Consider the following 19,385-nt stretch of genomic DNA (forward strand, 5'->3'; position numbering starts at 1 on the left):
ATATGTCGAACCATGCCGCGCCGCACAATCGAAATTGCTCCGACGCCGGATACGACACACCCGCTGTTGCAGCGTGGCAACAGCGGGTGTGCTGGAAACGAAAAAGAACTCAGGCGCGGATGGCGAGGATCGCGTCGATCTCGACAACGGCACCCAGCGGCAGGACCGGCACGCCGACCGCGCTGCGGGCGTGGCGGCCGGCATCGCCGAACAGTTCGACCATCAGTTCCGATGCGCCGTTGGCGACCTTCGGCTGGTCGGTGAAGCTGCCCGCCGAATTGACGAACACGCCGAGCTTCACGACACGCTCGATCCGGTCGAGGCTGCCCAGCGCCTTTTCCGCCTGTGCCAGGATCATCAGCGCACACTTCTGCGCGGCCGACGTGGCATAGGCCAGGTCGCGGTCTTCGCCGGCGCGGCCGGTCATCAGGTTGCCATCCTCGAACGGCAGCTGGCCCGACAGGTGGAGCAGGCCACCGGCCTCCACGGCGGGGACATAGGCCGCTACGGGCGCGGCGGCGACGGGGAGCGACAGGCCGCGTTCGGCCAGCTTTGCGGGGATATCATAAGCCATGGTGCGTTCCTCTCGTGGATAGCGGATCGGGTCAAGCCTTCGCCGGCTGCCCCTCGGCAAAGCGGGCCTCGATCCAGGCCTGTGCCGCCACCCAGTCGTCGATGCGGGCATGGGCGGCGGGGGCGGCGGGTATGTGGACGGCAAGGTCGGGTTCGGCGACCATGTGCAGGCGGAAGACGCCCGGCGCGCTGTCGGCGACCGATTCGTGATGGACGGCAAGGTCGTCGACGAACACCGCGACGCTAGGAGTATATTCGGCCAGCAGCCGGGCGACCGGCGGGCCCTTGCCCCCCTGGTTGCAGTCGACGCGATGGACGATGCCATGGGTCGCCAGCTGCTCGATCCGGTGGGTGCGGCAATGGTCCTGCAGGTTGGTCAGGACGACGATATCGGCCTGCTGCGCCAGCGCCGCCAATGCTTCGCGCGCATGGGGCACGAGGGTCTGGCGTCCCATCTGATCGGGGAAGAAGCCGTCGAGCATCCCCCACATCTCGTCGCGTTCCAGCGTGGTGCCGTCGGCGCGGGTCATCGAGCTGGCAAAATCACCGCCGGCCATGTTGAAGTCGATCGCATGTTCCTCGCCCAGCCAGTGCCCGAAATGGCGGACCATGTGCAGCAGGACTTCGTCGCAATCGGTGATGAGCAGGGGTTTCATGCAGTCTCCAGTTCGGCGCGGGCGCGGACCAGGGCGGTCGGGGCCACGGCCAGCGCATCGGCACAGGCGATCAGGTCGGGTTCGTAACCCTCCAGATGGCCGAGCAGTTGCGCGAGGAAGGCGGGATCGCCGGCCCGCGCGCGCAGGTCGGCGGGGTCGATGCCGGTCAGCGCCAGGAACCGGTCGCGGCGGGTGTCGTCGCCGATCACCCAGACCAGCGCATGCAGGCCAAGCGTCGCCGCGTCTTCATTTGTTTCCGGCCTGCGCATCGCCTAGACAGCCTTTCGAACTTCCAACGGGATGCAAAGCGCGTGGCAAAAAGGGTACTCGTTGTCGAGGACAACGAACTGAACCTGAAGCTGTTCTGCGACCTGTTGCGCGCGCATGGCTTCGAAACCGAACCGGTGCGCGACGGACGCGAGGCAGTGGCAAAGGCGCGGGCGTTCCTGCCCGACCTGATCATCACCGATATCCAGTTGCCGCACATGACGGGGCTGGAACTGATCCAGATGCTGAAGGCCGATCCGCGCCTGCGCGCCGTGCCGATCATGGCGGTCACCGCCTATTCCGGCCGCGACGACGAGGACCGGGTGCGCGCGGCGGGGGCCAATGCCTATGTCACCAAGCCGATTTCGGTGGTGCGGTTCGTCGGTGAGGTGCGAGCGTTGCTGCCGGTCGAGGAGGTTCGGGGGGAGGATGGCGAATCGGGGGCGGACGATTCGCCCTTCCCGTCACCCCGGACTTGATCCGGGGTCCCGCTTTCCTCCGGTCGGCGTAGCAGAAGAAGAAGCGGGACCCCGGCGCAGGGCCGGGGTGACGATCGGGGGGCGTGCTGCCTGCCCCCTCACTCCCAATCCACCTTCGCCACCAGCATCGTCAGCAACGCCGCGAGCGCCGCCACGACCCAGAGCGACGCGAGGCCCAGCCAGTTCCACGCCAGCGCGCCGATCGTCACGCCGACGACGAAGCCCAGCCATAACAGCAGGTCGCGGCGCGGCCCGGGTGCGTCGCGCTCGCCCATCAGGCGGCGGGCCAGCCGCTGGCCGATTCGCACCAGCGTGCCGGTCATGTAGGTGAGGCCGATCCGCACCTCGCCATCGGGCGCGACGACGCCGTTCTGCGCGCCCATCGCAGCGGCGAGCAACAGCATGGCGAGGGTGAGCGGGGCGAAGGTCGACAGCGCCGCGCCGAGCGCGAGCAGGATCGTGACGAGGCCCATCACCGCCTCCGCCCGGCGCCCCTGCCCCAGCCGCTCGGCCGCGGCCGCACCCGCGATGGTGCCGAACATCGCCCCCGCCACGAACGACAGCACCAGCGCGGCGGCAATGGCCGACGCGCCGTTCCAGCCATGGGCAAGGCCGACGCCGAAGCGGGTCGAGTTGCCCGACATGAACGAGGCGAAGAATCCGCCAAGGCCGCTGAACGCCAGCGCATCGACGATACCCGCCAGACCGGCGAGCAGGACGGTGACGAGGGTGGCGGCGGGGGTAAGACGACGCATGGAATTCCTATTGCCCGATCGACGGGGGGCGGGGCAATGCCCCCTCGCCTATCGCCCATCCGTACGATAGCGAGGCGGGATGGTTCCCTCTCCGCAGGCGCTGGGGCAGATGCTCGGCGCACTCGACATGATCGGTATCGCGGTGTTCGCCGCGTCGGGCGCGCTGGCGGCGACGCGCGCGGCGCAGACGTTCGTCACCGCCGCGTTCTTCGCGCTCATCACCGGGGTCGGGGGCGGCACGGTGCGCGACCTGCTGATCGGTGCGCCGGTGTTCTGGGTACATGGCTCGCCGGTCGCGGCGATCTGTGTCGGGGTGGCGGGGCTGGTGTGGATCACGCCGCAGCATTGGTGGCGGGACAAGGCACTCGACTGGCTCGATGCCGCGGGCCTTGCCGCCTATGCCGTGTTTGGCGCGGCGAAGGCGCTGAGTTTCGGGGTCCCGCCGCTACAGGCGGGGATGATGGGGGTGCTGACCGCGTGCGTCGGGGGGATCATCCGCGACGTGCTGGCGGGCGTGCCGTCGATCCTGATGCGGCCGGAACTGTATGTGACGGCGGCAGCGCTGTCGGCGGGGCTGCATGTCGTGCTGGTCGCGTGCGGGCTGCCGCCGTTCGTGGCGGCGCTGCCGGCGGCGGCGGCGGGGTTTGCGCTCAGGGGCGTGGCGATCCGGTTCCGGATCGCGCTGCCGGCGTATCGGGGGAAGCGGTAGAGTTAGCCTCTCCCCTTCTCCTTACCCGCCCCCGTTTGCTTCGAGCGTAGGTTCGAGCCTGTCGAAAACCGAAGTCGAGAAGGGGGTGCCAAGAACAACCGAGTTCTCGACGGACGCTTCTCGACAGGCTCGAAGCTGCTCGAACCGAACGGATTGGGTGGGGGTAAGGTAGCGCGAGGCTACCCCCGCACCACCCCCGTCTCACTGAACGGCTTCGGCTCGCGGGGCGGCACCGCGCTGTCGTTCAGCTCGCATTGCCAGAAGCCGACATCGATCCAGCGGCCCTGCTTGAAGCCAATCTCGCGGTACACCCCGGCGCGGCGGAAGCCGACCGCCTCGTGCAGCATGATCGACGCGTCGTTGGGCAGCGACAACACGCCGATCGCCTGGGTAAAGCCCTGCGCGCGCAGCGTATCGACCAAGGCTTCGTAGAGCAGCCGCCCGGTCCCCTTCTGCTGCGCGCCGCCCGCCATGTAGATCGAGGTTTCGACGACATAACGGTACGCCGGGCGGTCGCGGAACTTCGTTGCATAGGCGTAGCCCAGCACCGCATCGCCATCCGCTTCGCCGGTGGTTGCCACCAGCCAGGGATAATAGCCGTCGCTGTGCGCCATCCGGCTGCGGATCGCACGGGCGTCGGGGGCTTCGGTTTCGAACGACACCGTGCCGCCCAGCACATAGGGGGCATAGATCGCGGCGATGGCGGCGGCGTCCTCGCTCCGCGCGGGGCGGATCGCGATCATGCGAACCACCGCGCGACGATCAGGTCGAACAGCGACGCATCCTCCGCCGACGCCCGAACCGGCCCCAGCCCGGCACATTCGATGCAGCGCGCCTGCACGCCGGTCGGCGCGGTCAGCATCCGCCGCGCATCGCCCAGTGCCTGCGCCAGTACCGCCCGCTGTTCGATCGCGACACGGCCGAGCATGTCGGTCGCCGCCTGGTCCGGCGCATCGCCGCGTTGCCGGTCGGCAAAGCCCTTCAGCGCCTTTTCGAGGGCTGAGGGTTCCTTTTCGAGATAGACGGTCTGCACCGTCGCCGGGTCGAGCTTGGCAAGGCGCGCGGCCTCGGCCACCGCATCGCCCAGATTGCCGAAGCGGTCGACCAATTTAAGCTGACGCGCGGTCCCGCCGTCCCACACCCGGCCCTGCCCGATCTGGTCGACGCGCGGCTGCGGCAGCTTGCGCGATTGCGCGACGAGGCCGGTGAAGCGGGCATAGATATGCTCGACCCCGCTCTGCATGATCGCGTCGAACGCCGGGTTGGTGCCGCGCAGCACGTCGGGCTGGCCGCTAAGCGGTGTGGTGCCGACGCCATCGGCCGACACGCCGATCTTCGACAGGCTGTTTTCAAAGGTCGGGATGACGCCGAACACGCCGATCGACCCGGTGATGGTGTTGGGTTCGGCAAAGATCACGTCACCCGGCGTCGACACCCAATATCCGCCGGATGCGGCGAGCCCGCCCATCGACACGACCACCGGAATCTTCGCGACGTCCTTCGCCTGCAGGATCGCCTGGCGGATGCGTTCCGACGCCAGCACCGATCCGCCCGGCGAATCGACGCGGACGACCAGCGCCTTCAGGTTCTTGGTCGCGAGGCCATCGAGCAGCAGCTTGGCGATGGTGTCGCCGCCCGCCGTGCCCGGCTTCGCCTCGCCATCGACGATCGTGCCGGCGACGGTGATGACGCCGATCGCATCGCCCGAGGCCGATACCGGATTGGCCGCCAGCCAGCTGGCATAGCTGATCGTGCGGAAGCTGCCCGCCGCCTTGCCGGCATCCTCACCCGCCAGCGCCGCGACGCGCTTGCCGAAGGCGACGCGGTCGCCCAGTTGGTCGACCAGCCCGCTTTTCAGATTGGCCTGCGCGACGTCGCCGCCCGCCGCCTGGATCACCGCTTCGGGACGGGTCAGGAATGCGTCGAGCTGCGCCTTGGGCCGCGCCTTCTGCACCGCCGAACGCCATTGGTCGAAGATCGCGCCGTACAGCGCCTGGTTGGCGGCGCGGGCCGGTTCGGACTGGTCGGCGCGGGTGAAGGGTTCGACCGCCGACTTGAACTGGCCGACGCGGTAGACATGGGCGTTGACGCCCAGCTTGTCGATCAGGCCCTTGTAATAGAGCTGCGGGCCGCCGGGGCCGCGAAACATCGTGCCGCCGAACGGATTTTGCCACACTTCGCTGGCGTTCGACGCGATGCGATAGCCGCCATCGGTATAGAGCGTGGCATAGGCCAGCACCGGCTTGCCGCTGGCGCGGACGCGGGCGACGGCATCGCCGACCTCGGCCAGCGCCGCGGGATAGCCGCCGGCGAACTTGTCCATGTCGAGGACCACCGCCTTGACCCGCGTATCGCCCTTTGCGGTGTCGAGGGCGCGCACCACGTCGCGCAGCCGCAGTTCCTGTGCCGCCGGCTGGCCGCTGAGCAGCGCGACCGGATCGGCCTCGGCCGGTTGTTCGACGATCGATCCCGACAGGTCGAGCACCAGCGCGCCATCGGTGATGCGGGTGTTGGGCTTGGCCGACAGCGCGGCGAACAGCGCGCCGAAGAACAACAGCATCAGGAGCAGCACCAGGCCGTCCTTGATCCCGACCAGCAGCTTCCACGCACCCCGGACCAGTTTCACGGCAATTCCTTCGAGCTTATCGTCTAGCGATAAATAATCGGATGGCCGGGGGAGTAAAGCACCGATGGTCCCGACCGGATACGAAAAGGCCCCGCACGCAACGCGCACGGGGCCGATTGGACGACGACCGTGCGCGCGTCAGACGCGCATCGGCATCAAAACATAGAGCGCGGGCGAGGCGTCGTTCTCGCGGATCAGCGTCGGCGCGGCGGCGTCCGACAGGTGGACCTCGCACAGATCGCTGTCGATCTGCCCCAGAATGTCGAGCAGGTAGCGGCTGTTGAAGCCGATCTCGAACGGCAGCGCGGTGTATTCGCCGGGCACTTCCTCCGCAGCCGCGCCGTTTTCGGGCGAGGTGACCGACAGCGTGATCTTGTCGCGATCCAGCGCCATCTTGACCGCGCGGGTCTTTTCGGTGGCGATGGTCGACACGCGGTCGACGCCGGCCATGAAGCTCTTCGGATCGAGCTTCAGCAGCTTGTCGTTCGCGGTCGGGATGACGCGCGAATAATCGGGGAAGGTGCCGTCGATCAGCTTGCTGGTCAGGATCGCCTGTCCCAGATCGAAGCGGATTTTGCTGCCCGACAGCGACACGCCGACCGACCCGTCGACTTCATCCAAGAGCTTGCGCAGTTCGGCGACGCATTTGCGCGGCACGATGACGTCGGGCATCTTGTCGGCGCCCTCGGGCCGCTCGACCGTCATGCGCGCGAGGCGGTGACCGTCGGTCGCGGCGGCCTTCAGCACCGGCTTCCCGTTATCCTCGGCGACATGCAGGAAGATGCCGTTGAGGTAATAGCGCGTTTCCTCGGTCGAAATCGCGAAGCGGGTCTTGTCGATGATCGCCTTCAGCGTGGTCGCGGGCAGTTCGAACTGGGTCGGCAGCTCCCCTTCCGCGATCACCGGGAAATCGTCGCGCGGCAGCGTCGACAGGTTGAAGCGCGCGCGCCCGGCGACGATGGTCAGGCGACCTTCGGCGGCCGACAGCTGCACCTGCGCGCCGTCGGGCAGCTTGCGCGCGATGTCGAACAGCGTGTGTGCCGACACGGTGATCGCGCCGGGCTGATCGATCGCCGCGGCGATGGTTTCGTCGATCTGCAGGTCGAGGTCGGTCGCCATCAGGCGGATGCTCGATTCGCCCGCCTCGATCAGGACGTTCGACAGGATCGGGATGGTATTGCGCCGCTCGACCACCGACTGGACGTGGCTGAGGCCCTTCAACAGGGTCGCGCGTTCGATCGTCGCCTTCATGATGTTCCCCCGCGCGGATGCGCATCGCACTCGGGCCAGCGGATTCGGTGCCGACCCCATAGAAAACCGAGCAGTGTGTCTAGCGCAAAGAAGGGCCGGAGCAAACCGCTCCTACCCTCCTCGCGCAACTTGGTTACTGAGAAGTAAACAGGTGCGTTTTGGTCGCGCTTGCGCACGACTTGCGGTGACTGCGGGAACGCGCCCTTACGCGCGTTCCCGCCAAACATCAGAACCGGATGCCGACGCCGGCGACGACCTGGTGCCGGTCGGTGTCGATGTCGAACTGCGAGGTGGTGCTGCCGTCGCGGAACTGAAAATCGGCGTTGTTGTAGTTCGAATAGCGATATTCGAGCTTGGCATAGGCGCGGCTGCCGATCGCCTGCTCGACACCGGCACCCAGGCGGTAGCCGTTCAGTTCGTAGTTCTGGCGCGTGTCGACGCTGCCGTCGCTGGCAACGACGTTCAGGCGGGCATTGGTGTAGCCGCCCTTCACATAGGCGAGCGTGGTCGGCGCGACGAGCAGGCCGGCACGGGCACCGACATAGAGGTCGCGGCCGGTCTTCACGCTGCCGAAGCCGAAGAAGTTCGGGTCGGTGCGCGCGGTTTCGACCTTGCCGGTCGATCCGGTATATTCGCCCTCGACCCCGATCAGGAAGTTGCTGAGCGCGAAGTCGTAGCCGGCGTCGACGCCATAGACCATGCCGTTAACGGTCTGGTTATCGCCGTCCAGGTCGCTATCCTGGGTGCTGCCCGCACGGATACCGTCATAGCCGGCCAGCGCGCCGACGCGGAAACCGGTGAAGGCGGGGTTCACGTCCTGCGCCAGCGCAGGGGTCGCCAGCATCGTGCCGGCAGCGGCAAGACCGAGGATGAGGGTACGCATACTAAAAACTCCATTGTCACCGCCCATGGTCAGGGCGCGGGGGATCAATGGACGGTTTGCCGGCACGTTGCATGAACCTCACCTAAACAGCGAAATCCGTTGCAATTGCGCAACACCGGCTTGAAAGCAGGATGATGACGACCCAATCCCCCGCCCCCCGCAACGGCCGCGACTTCATCGCCCGGCATGGCGAGACGGTCTATAATATCGCGCAGCGGATGCAGGGCGATCACCTGCACACCCCGCTGACCCGCGCCGGCTTTGCCCAGGCCGATGCAATGGGCGCGGCGCTGCGCGAGATGCTGGGCGCCCGGCCGAAACTGACGCTGTGGGCGTCGAGCGCGGGGCGGGCGTTGCAGACGCTGGCGATCATCGCCGAGCATCTGGAGCTGGACTGGCACGCGGCGCATCGCGACGACCGGCTGGTCGAGATCGGCATGGGCGACTGGTCGGGCCGCTATTATCGCGAGCTGACCGGGGCGGATGCCGACTTCCTCGATGTCGAGGCGCGGCTGTATCGCCGCCCCGCGCCGGGCGGCGAATGGTATGACGCGATTGCCGCACGCGTGGGAAGCTGGGCCAAGGACACGGCGGACGATCCCGGCGACCGGCTGGTCATCATGCACGGCATGTCCAGCCGGGTGCTGCGCGGGGTGCTGACCGGCGCGCCGGTCGATCCACGCTTTGCCGCGCCGATCGCCGACGATCTGCCGCAGGGGTCGATCGCGCTGATCGAGGGTGGGCGGGAGAGCGTGCCGCATGTCGGGCGCGGGCGGGCCTCGCTCGCCGCACCTGCTTGATCGCGCTGCTGCTGGCGGTGGCGGCACCGCAGGCGATCGGGATTCACCAGCGCTGGGGTGCGTTTCGGGGCGATGGCCCGACGCGCTGCTATGCGATCAGCCGCCCGGTGCAGGGCAAGACCGGCGCGCCATTCGCCAGCGTCGCGACCTGGCCCGGCGCGGGCGTGCGGAGACAGCTGCATGTGCGGCTGAGCCGGCCGAAGAGCGACCGGGCGCGGGTCGTTCTGACCATCGGCGAGCGGCGGTTCGACCTGACCGCCGGGCGGATCGATGCATGGAGCCCCGACGCGGCGACCGACCGCGCGATCGTCGCGGCGATGCGCGGCGGGCGGTCGATGAGCGTCGAGAGCGTGGCTGCGAACGGGGCGGCGTTCGTTGATGTATATGCGCTGTCGGGGGCGGCGACGGCGATCGATGCGGCGGCGCTGGGGTGTTTGTAGCGGCCACCCATCAACCAGGAAAACGCGTCACCCCGGACTTGATCCGGGGTCCCGCTTTTTGCCCGCCGCCGCAGTAGAAGAAGAAGCGGGACCCCGGATCAAGTCCGGGGTGACGATGGTGTGGTGGAGCGATCGTGGGCCAGTGGAAATCCCACCCGAAATCGGCTATATCCCGCCGATGCTGACAGTATCGACGCCGCCCATGCCGATTCCCGGCCATGTCGACCCCGTGCCCGTGCCGCGCGGCCTTGCCCCGCGTCCCGATGGTCGCATCGATCTGGTCGGGCTGACCAAGCCGGAGATTCGTGCCGCACTGGAAACGGCCGGCTTCGATGCGCGGCAGGCGAAGCTGCGCGCCAAGCAGCTGTGGCACTGGATCTACAATCGCGGCGCGACCGAGTTCACCGCGATGACCGATATCGCCAAGGCGCAGCATCCGGTGCTGGAAAAGCACTTCGTCGTCGGGCGGCCGGCGGTGAAGGAAGCGCCGGTGTCGACCGATGGCACGCGCAAATGGCTGCTCACCTCGCCCGACGGGCAGGATTATGAGATGGTGTTCATCCCCGACGCCGATCGGGGGACGTTGTGCGTGTCGAGCCAGGTCGGCTGCACGCTCAACTGCACCTTCTGCCACACCGGCACGATGCGGCTGGTGCGCAACCTGACCGCCGGCGAGATCGTCGGGCAGGTGATGCTGGCGCGCGATTCGCTGGGCGAATGGCCGAGCCAGCCCGAGGGGCGAATGCTGACCAACATCGTGATGATGGGCATGGGCGAACCGCTGTATAATTTCGATGCCGTGCGCGACGCGCTGGGCGTCGTCATGGACGGCGACGGCCTTGCCCTGTCCAAGCGGCGGATCACGCTCAGCACGTCGGGCGTGGTGCCGATGATGGCACGCGCCGGCGCGGAGATCGGCGTGAACCTGGCGGTGTCGCTGCACGCCGTGACGAAGGAAGTGCGCGACGAGATCGTACCGCTCAACCGCAAATACGGCATCGAGGAGCTGTTGCAGGCGTGCGCCGACTATCCCGGTGCGAACAATGCCCGGCGAATCACGTTCGAATATGTGATGCTGAAGGACAAGAACGACAGCGACGACGATGCGCGCGAGCTGGTGCGGCTGCTGCGCAAATACCAGCTGCCGGCCAAGGTCAACCTGATCCCGTTCAACCCGTGGCCGGGTGCACCGTACGAATGCTCGACGCCCGACCGCATCCGCGCGTTCAGCGACATCGTGTTCGAAGGCGGCATCTCCGCCCCCGTCCGCCGCACGCGCGGGCAGGATATCGGCGCGGCCTGCGGTCAGCTGAAGACCGCGGCCGAGAAGAAGAGCCGGGCGGAGCTCGATCGGGAAGCGGCGGAAGCGGCAGCGGCCTGATCAGGTGGCGGCGCGCGGCAGGCGCTTGACCAGCCAGTCGCGGATCATCGCCGCCTCCGCTTCGTCCACGCCGCCGGCAAAGCCGATCGTTCGCGCGCCATGGTCGAACTTCACCGCGCCCATCCAGTTGAGGAACGGTGCGAACCCCACCTGCGACCGGTCGAAGATCGTCTGCACGCTGGCGCGCAGGTTGCGTACCTCACCGCCGCGATAGGCCCGGGTGCGCGAAAACGGCCCGGCGCGCAGGCGCAGCAGCAGGTCGCCGCCGACGACCGCAATCTCCTCGCGCCCGGCCAGCTGCCACAGGATCGACGCCGCCGCGAACAGCCATGCCACCGCCCAGCCGATCAGCCAGATCGCGAGGAACGCCTCTCCGGTTCGCAGCAATTCGGTAGCGGCCATCACCCCGCCCATCGTCCAGAAGCTGATCCAGACGCACAGGAACGGCAGCGCGAACCAGCTGCGCCGTGCCGGCACGACGAGATGCTCACCCGATTCGTCATGGACGATGCGGTGCCGCGGCGGGCGCGGGGCGACGTAACGCGGGATCACGGTCATGGCGCGATCGTACCGCACCGACGCGCCTGCCGTCACCACCTCTCGACAGCACTCCCGCGATAGTATCTAGCGCAACGATGCTCGATGCGACCTCCCTTGCCCTTGCCGCCGGTGCCGGCGTGCTTGGCGGTGCGATGAACGCGCTGGCCGGGGGTGGCACCTTTGCGACGATGCCCGCACTCATCGGCCTGGGCCTGCCCGGATCGATCGCCAATGCGACCTCCAACGTCGCGTTGCAGCCGGGCGCGATCGCCAGTGCCTGGGCATTCCGCCGGGGGTTGGGGCCGCTGGGCGGGATACCGATCCGGGTGCTGGCGAGCATCACCTTCGTCTCCGGCCTGCTCGGCAGCCTGTTGCTGGTGTGGACGCCCAGCAGCCTGTTCGACGTGATCGTGCCGTGGCTGTTGCTGATCGCGTTCCTCGCCATCGCGTTCGGGCGGCGGGCGGCGGACTGGCTACACGACAAGGTGACGATCGGCCCGGCGACGCTGGTCGTGGCACAGGTGCTGCTGGGCATCTATGGCGGCTATTTCGGCGGTGGCGTGGGGATGATGGTCACCGCGACCTATGGCCTGCTCGCCGGGCAGAGCGTGAAGTCGATGGCGGCCCCGCGCACATTGATGCTGGCGACGGCCAACAGCGCGGCGGCGATCATCTTCGTCGCGACCGGCATGGTCGCATGGGCCGCGTGCGTGCCGATGATCGTGGGCGGCATTCTGGGCGGATGGCTGGGCGCGAAGCTGGGCGTGCGGCTGACGCCGGGGCAGATTCGCGCGTGGACGCTGCTGGTCACGTTCAGCGTGACTGTCGTGTTCTTCGTCCGCGCCTACGGCTAACCCGGCCGGCGCATGTCGAAGCGTTCGCCCGGCTCGAAATAATCGCCCGCGCCGCCGCCGCGCAGGATCGGGCGGGCGCGTTCGGTGCGATAGATGCCGTCGTCGAGCAGCGCCGGGTCGATATGCACCTGCACCACCTCCCCCAGCACCAGCCACGTGTCGATATCGCCGCCATGGCTGTCGCTCAGGCGGACGATCTGCGTCGTGCGGCATTCGAACTGGACCGGCGATCCGGCGACGCGCGGCGGCGCGACCGTGGTCGAGGGCAAGGTGTCGAGCTTTGCCAGCGTGAACTCATCCATCTCGGTCATCGCCGAGGTGGCGTTCATCGCCTCCGCCTGATGCCGGGTCGCGAGGTTCCACACGAACTCGCGCGTGTCGCGGGCATTGGCCAGCGTGTCCTTCGCACCCGTAGAGGCAAAGCCGATGATCGGCGGGCGATAGTTGAACGCGTTGAAGAAACTGTAGGGTGCGAGATTGCGTTTTCCATCGCGCGACAGGCTGGAAATCCAGCCGATCGGGCGCGGCGCGATGATCGCGTTGAATGGATCATGGGGCAGGCGATGGCCATCGGCCGGGGCATAGGAATGGAAATCGGTCATGGGGTTCCCCAACGCACGATCCGGACCGGGGGTGCAAGGCCCCTTCGCACCGGGCGCGTGGCGGCATAGGATGCGGCCATGACATCGCCAACGATCAAGCGCCATGCGCTGGCCACCCGGCTGTGGCATTGGGTCAATGCCGTCGCGGTCATCATCCTGATCGGCAGCGGGCTGATGATCCTGAACGCGCATCCCCGCCTCTATTGGGGGCGCTATGGCGCGAATTTCGACCATGCGTGGATCACGTTCGACCGGTTTCCGGGATGGGTGACGATCCCGCAGACCTACAATCTCGCGCTGGCGCGCAACTGGCACCTCACCTTTGCGCTGGTGCTGGGGTTCGGGCTGCTGGCCTATATGATCGCGAACCTGCTCAATCGGCATTTCCAGCGCGATCTGGCGCTCAGGCGGCGGGAATTGTCGCCGCGCCACCTGCTGGCCGATATCCGCGCGCATCTCGCCTTCCGCTTCCATGATCCGGAGGCGCCGGGCGACTATAACGTGTTGCAGAAACTCAGCTATGTGCTGGTGATCTTTGGATTGCTGCCGCTGGTCATCGTGACCGGCATCACCATGTCGCCGGGGCTGAACGCGGCGTTTCCGTGGTTGCTGGAGCTATTGGGCGGGCGGCAGTCGGCGCGGTCGATCCATTTTCTTGCGGCCAGCGGCATCACGCTGTTCGTGATCGTCCATCTGGTGCTGGTGATCCTCGCCGGTGCGTTCAACGAGGTGCGCTCGATGATTACCGGTCGCTGGCGGGTGCCCGAATGAGCCGGCTGATTTCGCGGCGCTCGGCGCTGGTGGTCGGGGCCGGCGGGCTGGTCGCGGCGTGCGACAAGGTGGCGCAGCTGCCCACCGCGCAGACGCTGCTGGGCGGGGCGGAGGACGTCCATCGCGGGCTGCAGCGCGCGATCACCGCGCGCGACGCGCTGGCGGTCGAATATCGCCCGGAGCAACGCTCGCCGATCTTTCGCGCCAACGGGACCAACAACCCGAATACGGCCGATTACAACGCCCATGCCGCGAACCGTTTCGCCGATTGGCGGGTGTCGATCGACGGGCTGGTCGCGCGGCCGCTGTCGCTGCGGCTCGACCAGATTCGCTCGATGCCGTCGCGGCAACAAATTACCCGACACGATTGCGTCGAAGGCTGGAGCGCGATCGGCAAATGGACGGGCCCAAGGCTGTCACGGTTGCTCGACCTTGCGGGGTTGCGGCCGACCGCGCGCTATCTGGTGTTCCACTGCGCCGATGCGATCGGCGGGCGGCCCTATTATGAATCGATCGATCTGGTCGATGCGTTTCATCCGCAGACGATCCTGGCGTGGGCGCTCAACGACCGGTTGCTGGGGGTGCCCAATGGGGCGCCGCTGCGGCTCCGGGTCGAACGACAGCTAGGGTACAAGCACGCCAAATATGTCCAGCGGATCGAGGCGGTCGCGGCGCTGGGCGGGATCGCCGGGGGCAAGGGCGGCTTCTGGGAGGATGTCGCGGGCTATGACTGGTATGCCGGAATCTAGCGGACGGCGTCCTGCAACAAACGGCAGCGCTGGTGGCTCTGCATCCCCGCCTGCGCAGGGGTACGGCGCATAGAAAAAGGGGCCCGCGTTGCCGCGAGCCCCCTTCCCTTACGCCGAAGCGTACCGATCAGTTGTCGGTGATGAACGACGGCAGGCCGGCGTTGCCGCCGTCTTCCTTCGCCTCTTCGCGACGCGGAGCGCGGTCGCCACGGTCGCGGCGCGGGCCACGATCGCCGCCGTCACGACGCGGGCCGCGATCGCCACCGTCGCCGCGCGGACCACGGTCGCCACGATCGCCACCGTCACGACGGGGACCACGCGGGCCACGGTCGCCGCCTTCGCGCGGTTCGCGGGCCGGACGCGAGTCTTCCAGCTCGGCACCGGTTTCCTGGTCGACGACACGCATCGACAGGCGCACCTTGCCGCGCGGATCGACTTCGAGGACCTTGACCTTCACTTCCTGCCCTTCGGACAGGACGTCGGCGACCTTCTCGACCCGCTCGTTGCGGATTTCGCTGACGTGGACGAGACCGTCCTTGCCGCCCATGAAGTTCACGAACGCGCCGAAATCGACCAGGTTGACGACCTTGCCGTTGTAGATCTTGCCGACCTCAGCCTCTTCGACGAGGCCCTTGATCCAGTTAATCGCGGCTTCGATCTGCGCCGGATCGCTCGACGACACCTTGATGACGCCCTCGTCGTCGATGTCGACCTTTGCGCCGGTGGTGGCGACGATCTCGCGGATCACCTTGCCGCCGGTGCCGATCACTTCACGGATCTTCGACTTGTCGATCGTGAAGGTTTCGATGCGCGGCGCGTGCGCCGACAGCTCGCCACGGGTTTCGCCCAGCGCCTTGGCCATTTCGCCGAGGATGTGCGCGCGGCCTTCATTCGCCTGCGCCAGCGCGACCTTCATGATCTCTTCGGTGATGCCGGCGATCTTGATGTCCATCTGGAGCGAGGTGATGCCTTCGCTGGTCCCGGCCACCTTGAAATCCATGTCGCCGAGGTGATCCTCGTCGCCCAGGATGTCGCTGATGACGGCATAGTCCTTGCCTTCGAGGATCAGGCCCATGGCGATGCCCGACACCGGACGCTTCAGCGGCACACCCGCGTCCATCATCGACAGCGACCCGCCGCACACCGTCGCCATCGACGACGAGCCGTTCGACTCGGTGATGTCCGACAGGACGCGGATCGTGTACGGGAACTCGTCCTTGGTCGGCAGCACCGGGTTCAGCGCGCGCCAGGCGAGCTTGCCGTGACCGACTTCGCGACGCCCCGGCGCACCGAAGCGACCGACTTCACCGACCGAATAGGGCGGGAAGTTGTAGTGCAGCATGAAGCGTTCGTAGTGCAGGCCGTTCAGCCCGTCGATCATCTGCTCGGCGTCCTTGGTGCCCAGCGTCGTGGTGCAGATCGCCTGCGTCTCGCCGCGGGTGAACAGCGCCGACCCGTGGGCGCGCGGCAGGAAGTGGACCATCGCCTCGATCGGGCGGACCGTCTTGGTATCGCGGCCGTCGATGCGGCGGCCGTCCTTGAGGATGGCGGTGCGGACGATCTCGGCTTCCAGCTTCTTCACGAGCTTGAGCGTGCCGAGATAGGCGGCCGGATCGGTCTCCTTCAACTCGGCATAGGCTTCGCGCGCCTTGGTGCGGGCATCGTTGATCGCGTTCTGGCGGGCCTGCTTGTCGGTCAGCTTGTAGGCCGCCGTCAGGTCCTTGCCGATCAGCGTCTTCAGCTTCTTCTTCGCGGCCGACTGGTCGGCGACGGGGCTGAGTTCCCACGGGTCCTTGGCGGCCTGTTCGGCCAGGTCGATGATGCAGTCGACGATCTTCTTCGACGCGTCGTGCGCGAACACGACGGCGCCCAGCATGACCTCTTCCGACAGCTCCTTGGCTTCGGATTCGACCATCATCACGGCGTCACCGGTGGCGGCGACGACGAGATCGAGCTCGCCTTCCTTCACCTGGTCCAGCGTCGGGTTCAGGATGTATTCGCCGTCGACATAGCCGACGCGCGCGGCGCCGATCGGGCCCATGAACGGCACGCCCGAAATGGTCAGCGCGGCCGACGCGGCGATCATCGCGACGATGTCCGGCTCGTTCTCGCCGTCATAGCTCAGCACCTGGGCGATGACGTTGATTTCGTTGTAGAAACCTTCGGGGAACAGCGGACGGATCGGACGATCGATCAGGCGGCTGGTCAGCGTTTCCTTTTCGGTCGCACCGCGCTCACGTTTGAAGAAGCCGCCGGGGATGCGGCCCGCGGCCGAATACTTCTCCTGATAGTGGACGGTCAGCGGGAAGAAGTCTTGGCCCTCCTTGACCGAGCGGGCGGCGGTGACCGCGCACAGCACCACGGTTTCGCCGAGCGTCGCGATGACCGCGCCGTCGGCCTGACGCGCCACGCGGCCCGTTTCGAGGGTCAGCGTCTTGCCGCCCAGGTCCATGGTGCTTTTCTTGATATCGAACATGTCGTTTCCTTCGCGTCCGGCGGCCCTATGCGCGCCGGGGCAGCTTGGGTGGCGAACCACCCCTTTGGTCAGGCCGTTTCGGCCCGGTGTCCCGTGTCGCCGGATTGCGACGGGACGGCTTGGCCGGATACCCGGTCGCCAAGCCTATACCCCGTTTTGCGGGGAATTGGGTGGCGGATTATGTGCCGCCCCACATGGAAAAAGGGCGGCCCGTCGGACCGCCCCTTTGTCGTTACTTCCGAAGCCCGAGCTTCGCGATCAGCGTCGTATAACGCTCCGCGTCCTTCTTCTTCAGATAGTCGAGCAGCGAACGCCGCTTGTTGACCAGCATCAGCAGACCGCGACGCGAGTGATTGTCCTTCGCATGGGTCTTGAAGTGCTCGGTCAGGTTCTGGATGCGGGTGGTCAGGATCGCAACCTGGACTTCCGGCGAACCGGTGTCGCCTTCGGCGCGGGCATGCTCCTGGATCAGGGCCTGACGGTTTTCAGCAGTGATCGACATCGTAATCCTTTCTATTCGAGGTTGAAGCCGCGCACGACACGGGTTTCCCCGTCGAAGGTTTCGACCAGCGCCACCGGCACATCGTCCAGTGTCGCAAAGCCCAGACCGTCGTCCGCTGCAAACCCGATCAGTCGAAGCCCCTTGCGGAGCCGCCCTGCCTGATCGGGGTCGAGGGACAGAGCCGGGATGTCGTCCAGCCCCGCCCCCAGTGGCAGGAGCGTTTCTTCAAGCGCGTGGCCCTTACCCAATTCCGCCAGTTTGTCCAGCGAAATGGCCGATTCGAGCGTGAACGGGCCTGCTTTGGTGCGGCGGAGCATGGTGACATGGCCGACCGTGCCAAGCGCCAGCGCGATGTCGCGCGCGAGGCTGCGGATATAGGTGCCCTTCGAGACGAAGGCGGAAAGGGTGATTTCATACAGTTCCTCCCCGGCACGGAGCATCAGGTCGGCCATGCCCCGCATGGCCGAGGATCGTCCGGGGGACGATCCGACCTGATGCTGGGGACCATCCGCAGGATGGTGGAGGGGGGTGTCGGCATCCACCGCGGTTGCGTTGCGAGGCGCCCCCCCTCCACCCCTCGCTGGCGCGAGCGGTCCCCCTCCCCGCGGAGCAGGGAGGATCTGGAGGTCGAACACCGTCACCTTCCGGGTCGCGAGGACGACCTCTTCCCCCTTGCGGGCAAGATCATATGCGCGCTCGCCATCGACCTTCAGCGCGGAATAGATCGGCGGCACCTGCTCGATCGGCCCGGTGAAGCGCGCCAACACCGCCGCGACGTCGGCAAACGTCGGCCGCACCGGCGACTCGGCGATCACCTTGCCCTCAAGGTCCAGCGTATCGGTCTGCGCCCCGAAGCGGATCGTGAAGTCATAGCGCTTCGACGCATCGAGCATCCGCCCGGCCAGCTTCGTCGCCTCACCGATCGCCACCGGCAGCACGCCGGTCGCCAGCGGGTCGAGCGTGCCGCCATGGCCGACCTTGTGCTTGCCATAGCCGCCCTCGCGCAGCGCGCGCTTGACCGCCGAGACGATCTGGGTCGATCCCGGCCCCAGCGGTTTATCGATGATGATCCAGCCGTGCATCAGCGCATCGCCTCACAAAAATGGCGGCGGCACAGCGCGACATAGCGGTCGTTGCCGCCGATCTCGGTCTGTTGCCCGTCGCGTACCGCCCGACCTTCGCTGTCGACGCGGAGATTCATCGTGGCCTTGCGACCGCAGGTGCAGACCGATTTCAGCTCGATCAGCGCGTCGGCGATCGCCAGCAGCCGCGCCGACCCTGCGAACAACGCGCCGCGAAAATCGGTGCGCAGGCCATAGGCGAGGACCGGGACGCCGAGGTCGTCGGCCACCTGCGCCAGTTGATCGACCTGGGCCGCCGACAGGAACTGCGCCTCATCGACCAGCACGCAGCCGACCGCGTGCTGGCGGTGCTTTGCGGCAATGCTTTCGAGCAGGTCGGTGTCGGCATCGAACGGCGTCGCCGGCGCGGACAGGCCGATTCGCGAGCCGATCGTCCCTGCCCCCTCACGCGTGTCGATCGCGGCGGTGAACAGCATCGTCGTCAGCCCGCGCTCGCGATAGTTGAAATCGGCCTGCAGCAGCGTCGTCGATTTACCCGCATTCATCGACGCGTAATAGAAATAGAGCTTGGCCACTCAGTCCTCGGTCCCGCCCTCGTCGCCGCTACCTTCCAGATCGCGCGCGACCTTGGGATCGCGCAACAGCTGCTCGATGCGCGTGCCTTCGTCGAAGCTCTCGTCGATCAGGAACTTGAGTTTCGCGGCGTATTTCAGGTTCACCCGCCGCGCGACCTCCGACTGGAGATAGGCGGTGTTGGTGCGCAGCGCCTTCAGCACGATCTGTTCGTCCTTCCCGAGCAGCGGCTTCACGAACACGGTCGCATGGCGCAGGTCGGGCGACATGCGGACTTCGGTGACGGAAACAAGATGCTTTTCCAGCACGTCGTCATGCACGTCGCCGCGCGCGAGGATTTCGGACAGGATGTGGCGGACCTGTTCGCCGACGCGCAGCAGGCGGACGGAGCGGGTTTCGGGCGTGGTGTCTGACAT

General features: G+C 67.1%; 22 protein-coding genes and 1 pseudogene. 8 read left to right on the forward strand and 15 right to left on the reverse strand.

Features of this window, described 5'->3' with window-relative positions; all coding sequences use genetic code 11:
- Positions 1-109: 109 nt before the first annotated feature.
- From ASE58_RS12460 to ASE58_RS12470, 3 genes are read right to left on the reverse strand one after another with little or no spacing between them, the layout of a single operon-like run.
- A complete protein-coding gene (locus ASE58_RS12460) occupies positions 110-574 on the reverse strand; it encodes a RidA family protein (protein WP_055757447.1) in 465 nt (154 codons plus the stop codon).
- Between the two features lie 31 nt (positions 575-605).
- Entirely contained in the window at positions 606-1,229 is a 624-nt protein-coding gene (locus ASE58_RS12465) for a hypothetical protein (RefSeq protein ID WP_055757445.1), read from the reverse strand.
- Positions 1,226-1,498 carry a DUF3572 domain-containing protein gene (locus ASE58_RS12470; RefSeq protein ID WP_055757442.1) on the reverse strand — a complete coding sequence of 91 codons (273 nt, stop codon included), beginning with the start codon at positions 1,496-1,498 and terminating at the stop codon, positions 1,226-1,228. The genes ASE58_RS12465 and ASE58_RS12470 overlap by 4 nt, the downstream gene beginning before the upstream one ends.
- 42 nt (positions 1,499-1,540) lie before the next feature.
- Between ASE58_RS12470 and ASE58_RS12475 the strand changes: the two are divergent.
- Positions 1,541-1,900, forward strand: a pseudogene (locus ASE58_RS12475) (response regulator); the annotation flags it as partial.
- A gap of 173 nt (positions 1,901-2,073) precedes the next feature.
- On the opposite strand, the gene ASE58_RS12480 reads toward ASE58_RS12475, so the two are convergent.
- Positions 2,074-2,730, reverse strand: a complete 657-nt coding sequence (locus ASE58_RS12480) for a YoaK family protein (RefSeq protein WP_055757441.1) — start codon at positions 2,728-2,730, stop codon at positions 2,074-2,076.
- 79 nt (positions 2,731-2,809) lie between these two features.
- Here ASE58_RS12480 and ASE58_RS12485 point away from each other — a divergent pair, with 79 nt between their 5' ends.
- Positions 2,810-3,439 (forward strand): trimeric intracellular cation channel family protein, encoded by a 630-nt coding sequence (locus ASE58_RS12485; RefSeq protein ID WP_055821778.1) that lies wholly within the window; start codon positions 2,810-2,812, stop codon positions 3,437-3,439.
- Between the two features lie 179 nt (positions 3,440-3,618).
- Here ASE58_RS12485 and ASE58_RS12490 read toward each other — a convergent pair whose 3' ends face one another.
- The 4 genes from ASE58_RS12490 to ASE58_RS12505 all read right to left on the reverse strand — a co-directional run bounded on the left by ASE58_RS12490 (position 3,619) and on the right by ASE58_RS12505 (position 8,199).
- A complete protein-coding gene (locus ASE58_RS12490) occupies positions 3,619-4,182 on the reverse strand; it encodes a GNAT family N-acetyltransferase (protein ID WP_055822397.1) in 564 nt (187 codons plus the stop codon).
- Positions 4,179-6,065, reverse strand: a complete 1,887-nt coding sequence (sppA, locus tag ASE58_RS12495) for a signal peptide peptidase SppA (protein WP_055821782.1) — start codon at positions 6,063-6,065, stop codon at positions 4,179-4,181. The genes ASE58_RS12490 and sppA overlap by 4 nt, the downstream gene beginning before the upstream one ends.
- Positions 6,066-6,203: 138 nt before the next feature.
- On the reverse strand, positions 6,204-7,316 hold the full coding sequence (dnaN, locus tag ASE58_RS12500) for a DNA polymerase III subunit beta (protein ID WP_055757434.1): 1,113 nt from the start codon (positions 7,314-7,316) through the stop codon (positions 6,204-6,206).
- 226 nt (positions 7,317-7,542) lie between these two features.
- The gene (locus ASE58_RS12505) at positions 7,543-8,199 is read right to left on the reverse strand and encodes an outer membrane protein (protein WP_055757432.1); all 657 of its coding nucleotides are present in this window, start codon (positions 8,197-8,199) and stop codon (positions 7,543-7,545) included.
- Between the two features lie 134 nt (positions 8,200-8,333).
- Between ASE58_RS12505 and ASE58_RS12510 the strand changes: the two genes are divergently transcribed.
- From ASE58_RS12510 to rlmN, 3 genes are all read left to right on the forward strand, one after another.
- A complete protein-coding gene (locus tag ASE58_RS12510) occupies positions 8,334-8,999 on the forward strand; it encodes a histidine phosphatase family protein (protein WP_055821784.1) in 666 nt (221 codons plus the stop codon).
- Positions 8,996-9,439: a hypothetical protein gene (locus ASE58_RS12515; RefSeq protein ID WP_055757430.1), complete on the forward strand. Its 444-nt coding sequence runs from the start codon at positions 8,996-8,998 to the stop codon at positions 9,437-9,439. The genes ASE58_RS12510 and ASE58_RS12515 overlap by 4 nt, the downstream gene beginning before the upstream one ends.
- A gap of 202 nt (positions 9,440-9,641) precedes the next feature.
- Positions 9,642-10,820 carry a 23S rRNA (adenine(2503)-C(2))-methyltransferase RlmN gene (gene rlmN / locus ASE58_RS12520; RefSeq protein ID WP_156347741.1) on the forward strand — a complete coding sequence of 393 codons (1,179 nt, stop codon included), beginning with the start codon at positions 9,642-9,644 and terminating at the stop codon, positions 10,818-10,820.
- On the opposite strand, the gene ASE58_RS12525 is transcribed toward rlmN, so the two are convergent.
- Entirely contained in the window at positions 10,821-11,378 is a 558-nt protein-coding gene (locus ASE58_RS12525; protein ID WP_055821787.1) for a hypothetical protein, read from the reverse strand.
- A gap of 77 nt (positions 11,379-11,455) precedes the next feature.
- Between ASE58_RS12525 and ASE58_RS12530 the strand changes: the two genes are divergently transcribed.
- A complete protein-coding gene (locus ASE58_RS12530) occupies positions 11,456-12,214 on the forward strand; it encodes a sulfite exporter TauE/SafE family protein (protein ID WP_055821790.1) in 759 nt (252 codons plus the stop codon).
- Here the strand turns inward: ASE58_RS12530 and ASE58_RS12535 are convergent.
- On the reverse strand, positions 12,211-12,816 hold the full coding sequence (locus ASE58_RS12535; RefSeq protein ID WP_055821793.1) for a flavin reductase family protein: 606 nt from the start codon (positions 12,814-12,816) through the stop codon (positions 12,211-12,213). The two genes, ASE58_RS12530 and ASE58_RS12535, sit on opposite strands and share 4 nt — an antisense overlap.
- Before the next feature lie 78 nt (positions 12,817-12,894).
- On the opposite strand from ASE58_RS12535, the gene ASE58_RS12540 reads away from it, so the two are divergent.
- Positions 12,895-13,587, forward strand: a complete 693-nt coding sequence (locus ASE58_RS12540; protein ID WP_055821796.1) for a cytochrome b/b6 domain-containing protein — start codon at positions 12,895-12,897, stop codon at positions 13,585-13,587.
- The gene (locus ASE58_RS12545) at positions 13,584-14,336 is read left to right on the forward strand and encodes a molybdopterin-dependent oxidoreductase (protein WP_055821800.1); all 753 of its coding nucleotides are present in this window, start codon (positions 13,584-13,586) and stop codon (positions 14,334-14,336) included. Before ASE58_RS12540 ends, ASE58_RS12545 begins: the two co-directional genes overlap by 4 nt.
- Before the next feature lie 127 nt (positions 14,337-14,463).
- On the opposite strand, the gene pnp is transcribed toward ASE58_RS12545, so the two are convergent.
- From pnp to rbfA, 5 genes are all read right to left on the reverse strand, one after another.
- Entirely contained in the window at positions 14,464-16,812 is a 2,349-nt protein-coding gene (pnp, locus tag ASE58_RS12550) for a polyribonucleotide nucleotidyltransferase (RefSeq protein WP_055821803.1), read from the reverse strand.
- 232 nt (positions 16,813-17,044) lie between these two features.
- Positions 17,045-17,314 (reverse strand): 30S ribosomal protein S15, encoded by a 270-nt coding sequence (gene rpsO / locus ASE58_RS12555; RefSeq protein WP_055757416.1) that lies wholly within the window; start codon positions 17,312-17,314, stop codon positions 17,045-17,047.
- 11 nt (positions 17,315-17,325) lie between these two features.
- Entirely contained in the window at positions 17,326-18,396 is a 1,071-nt protein-coding gene (truB, locus tag ASE58_RS12560) for a tRNA pseudouridine(55) synthase TruB (RefSeq protein WP_055821806.1), read from the reverse strand.
- On the reverse strand, positions 18,396-18,971 hold the full coding sequence (locus ASE58_RS12565; protein WP_055821809.1) for a thymidine kinase: 576 nt from the start codon (positions 18,969-18,971) through the stop codon (positions 18,396-18,398). The genes truB and ASE58_RS12565 overlap by 1 nt, the downstream gene beginning before the upstream one ends.
- Positions 18,972-19,385, reverse strand: a complete 414-nt coding sequence (gene rbfA / locus ASE58_RS12570) for a 30S ribosome-binding factor RbfA (RefSeq protein ID WP_055757409.1) — start codon at positions 19,383-19,385, stop codon at positions 18,972-18,974.

This window comes from Sphingomonas sp. Leaf9 (genome assembly GCF_001421355.1).
In the GTDB taxonomy this organism is placed as follows: domain Bacteria; phylum Pseudomonadota; class Alphaproteobacteria; order Sphingomonadales; family Sphingomonadaceae; genus Sphingomonas.

What these genes read in the sequence shown, in the direction of transcription:
- pnp (WP_055821803.1), bottom strand. Translation starts at nt 16,812, where the DNA reads ATGTTCGATATCAAGAAAAGCACCATGGACCTGGGCGGCAAGACGCTG.
- ASE58_RS12505 (WP_055757432.1), bottom strand. Translation starts at nt 8,199, where the DNA reads ATGCGTACCCTCATCCTCGGTCTTGCCGCTGCCGGCACGATGCTGGCG.
- ASE58_RS12535 (WP_055821793.1), bottom strand. Translation starts at nt 12,816, where the DNA reads ATGACCGATTTCCATTCCTATGCCCCGGCCGATGGCCATCGCCTGCCC.
- rpsO (WP_055757416.1), bottom strand. Translation starts at nt 17,314, where the DNA reads ATGTCGATCACTGCTGAAAACCGTCAGGCCCTGATCCAGGAGCATGCC.
- ASE58_RS12510 (WP_055821784.1), top strand. Translation starts at nt 8,334, where the DNA reads ATGACGACCCAATCCCCCGCCCCCCGCAACGGCCGCGACTTCATCGCC.
- ASE58_RS12485 (WP_055821778.1), top strand. Translation starts at nt 2,810, where the DNA reads ATGGTTCCCTCTCCGCAGGCGCTGGGGCAGATGCTCGGCGCACTCGAC.
- ASE58_RS12545 (WP_055821800.1), top strand. Translation starts at nt 13,584, where the DNA reads ATGAGCCGGCTGATTTCGCGGCGCTCGGCGCTGGTGGTCGGGGCCGGC.
- ASE58_RS12465 (WP_055757445.1), bottom strand. Translation starts at nt 1,229, where the DNA reads ATGAAACCCCTGCTCATCACCGATTGCGACGAAGTCCTGCTGCACATG.
- dnaN (WP_055757434.1), bottom strand. Translation starts at nt 7,316, where the DNA reads ATGAAGGCGACGATCGAACGCGCGACCCTGTTGAAGGGCCTCAGCCAC.
- ASE58_RS12480 (WP_055757441.1), bottom strand. Translation starts at nt 2,730, where the DNA reads ATGCGTCGTCTTACCCCCGCCGCCACCCTCGTCACCGTCCTGCTCGCC.
- truB (WP_055821806.1), bottom strand. Translation starts at nt 18,396, where the DNA reads ATGCACGGCTGGATCATCATCGATAAACCGCTGGGGCCGGGATCGACC.
- rbfA (WP_055757409.1), bottom strand. Translation starts at nt 19,385, where the DNA reads ATGTCAGACACCACGCCCGAAACCCGCTCCGTCCGCCTGCTGCGCGTC.
- ASE58_RS12470 (WP_055757442.1), bottom strand. Translation starts at nt 1,498, where the DNA reads ATGCGCAGGCCGGAAACAAATGAAGACGCGGCGACGCTTGGCCTGCAT.
- ASE58_RS12525 (WP_055821787.1), bottom strand. Translation starts at nt 11,378, where the DNA reads ATGACCGTGATCCCGCGTTACGTCGCCCCGCGCCCGCCGCGGCACCGC.
- ASE58_RS12490 (WP_055822397.1), bottom strand. Translation starts at nt 4,182, where the DNA reads ATGATCGCGATCCGCCCCGCGCGGAGCGAGGACGCCGCCGCCATCGCC.
- ASE58_RS12540 (WP_055821796.1), top strand. Translation starts at nt 12,895, where the DNA reads ATGACATCGCCAACGATCAAGCGCCATGCGCTGGCCACCCGGCTGTGG.
- rlmN (WP_156347741.1), top strand. Translation starts at nt 9,642, where the DNA reads ATGCCGATTCCCGGCCATGTCGACCCCGTGCCCGTGCCGCGCGGCCTT.
- ASE58_RS12530 (WP_055821790.1), top strand. Translation starts at nt 11,456, where the DNA reads ATGCTCGATGCGACCTCCCTTGCCCTTGCCGCCGGTGCCGGCGTGCTT.
- ASE58_RS12460 (WP_055757447.1), bottom strand. Translation starts at nt 574, where the DNA reads ATGGCTTATGATATCCCCGCAAAGCTGGCCGAACGCGGCCTGTCGCTC.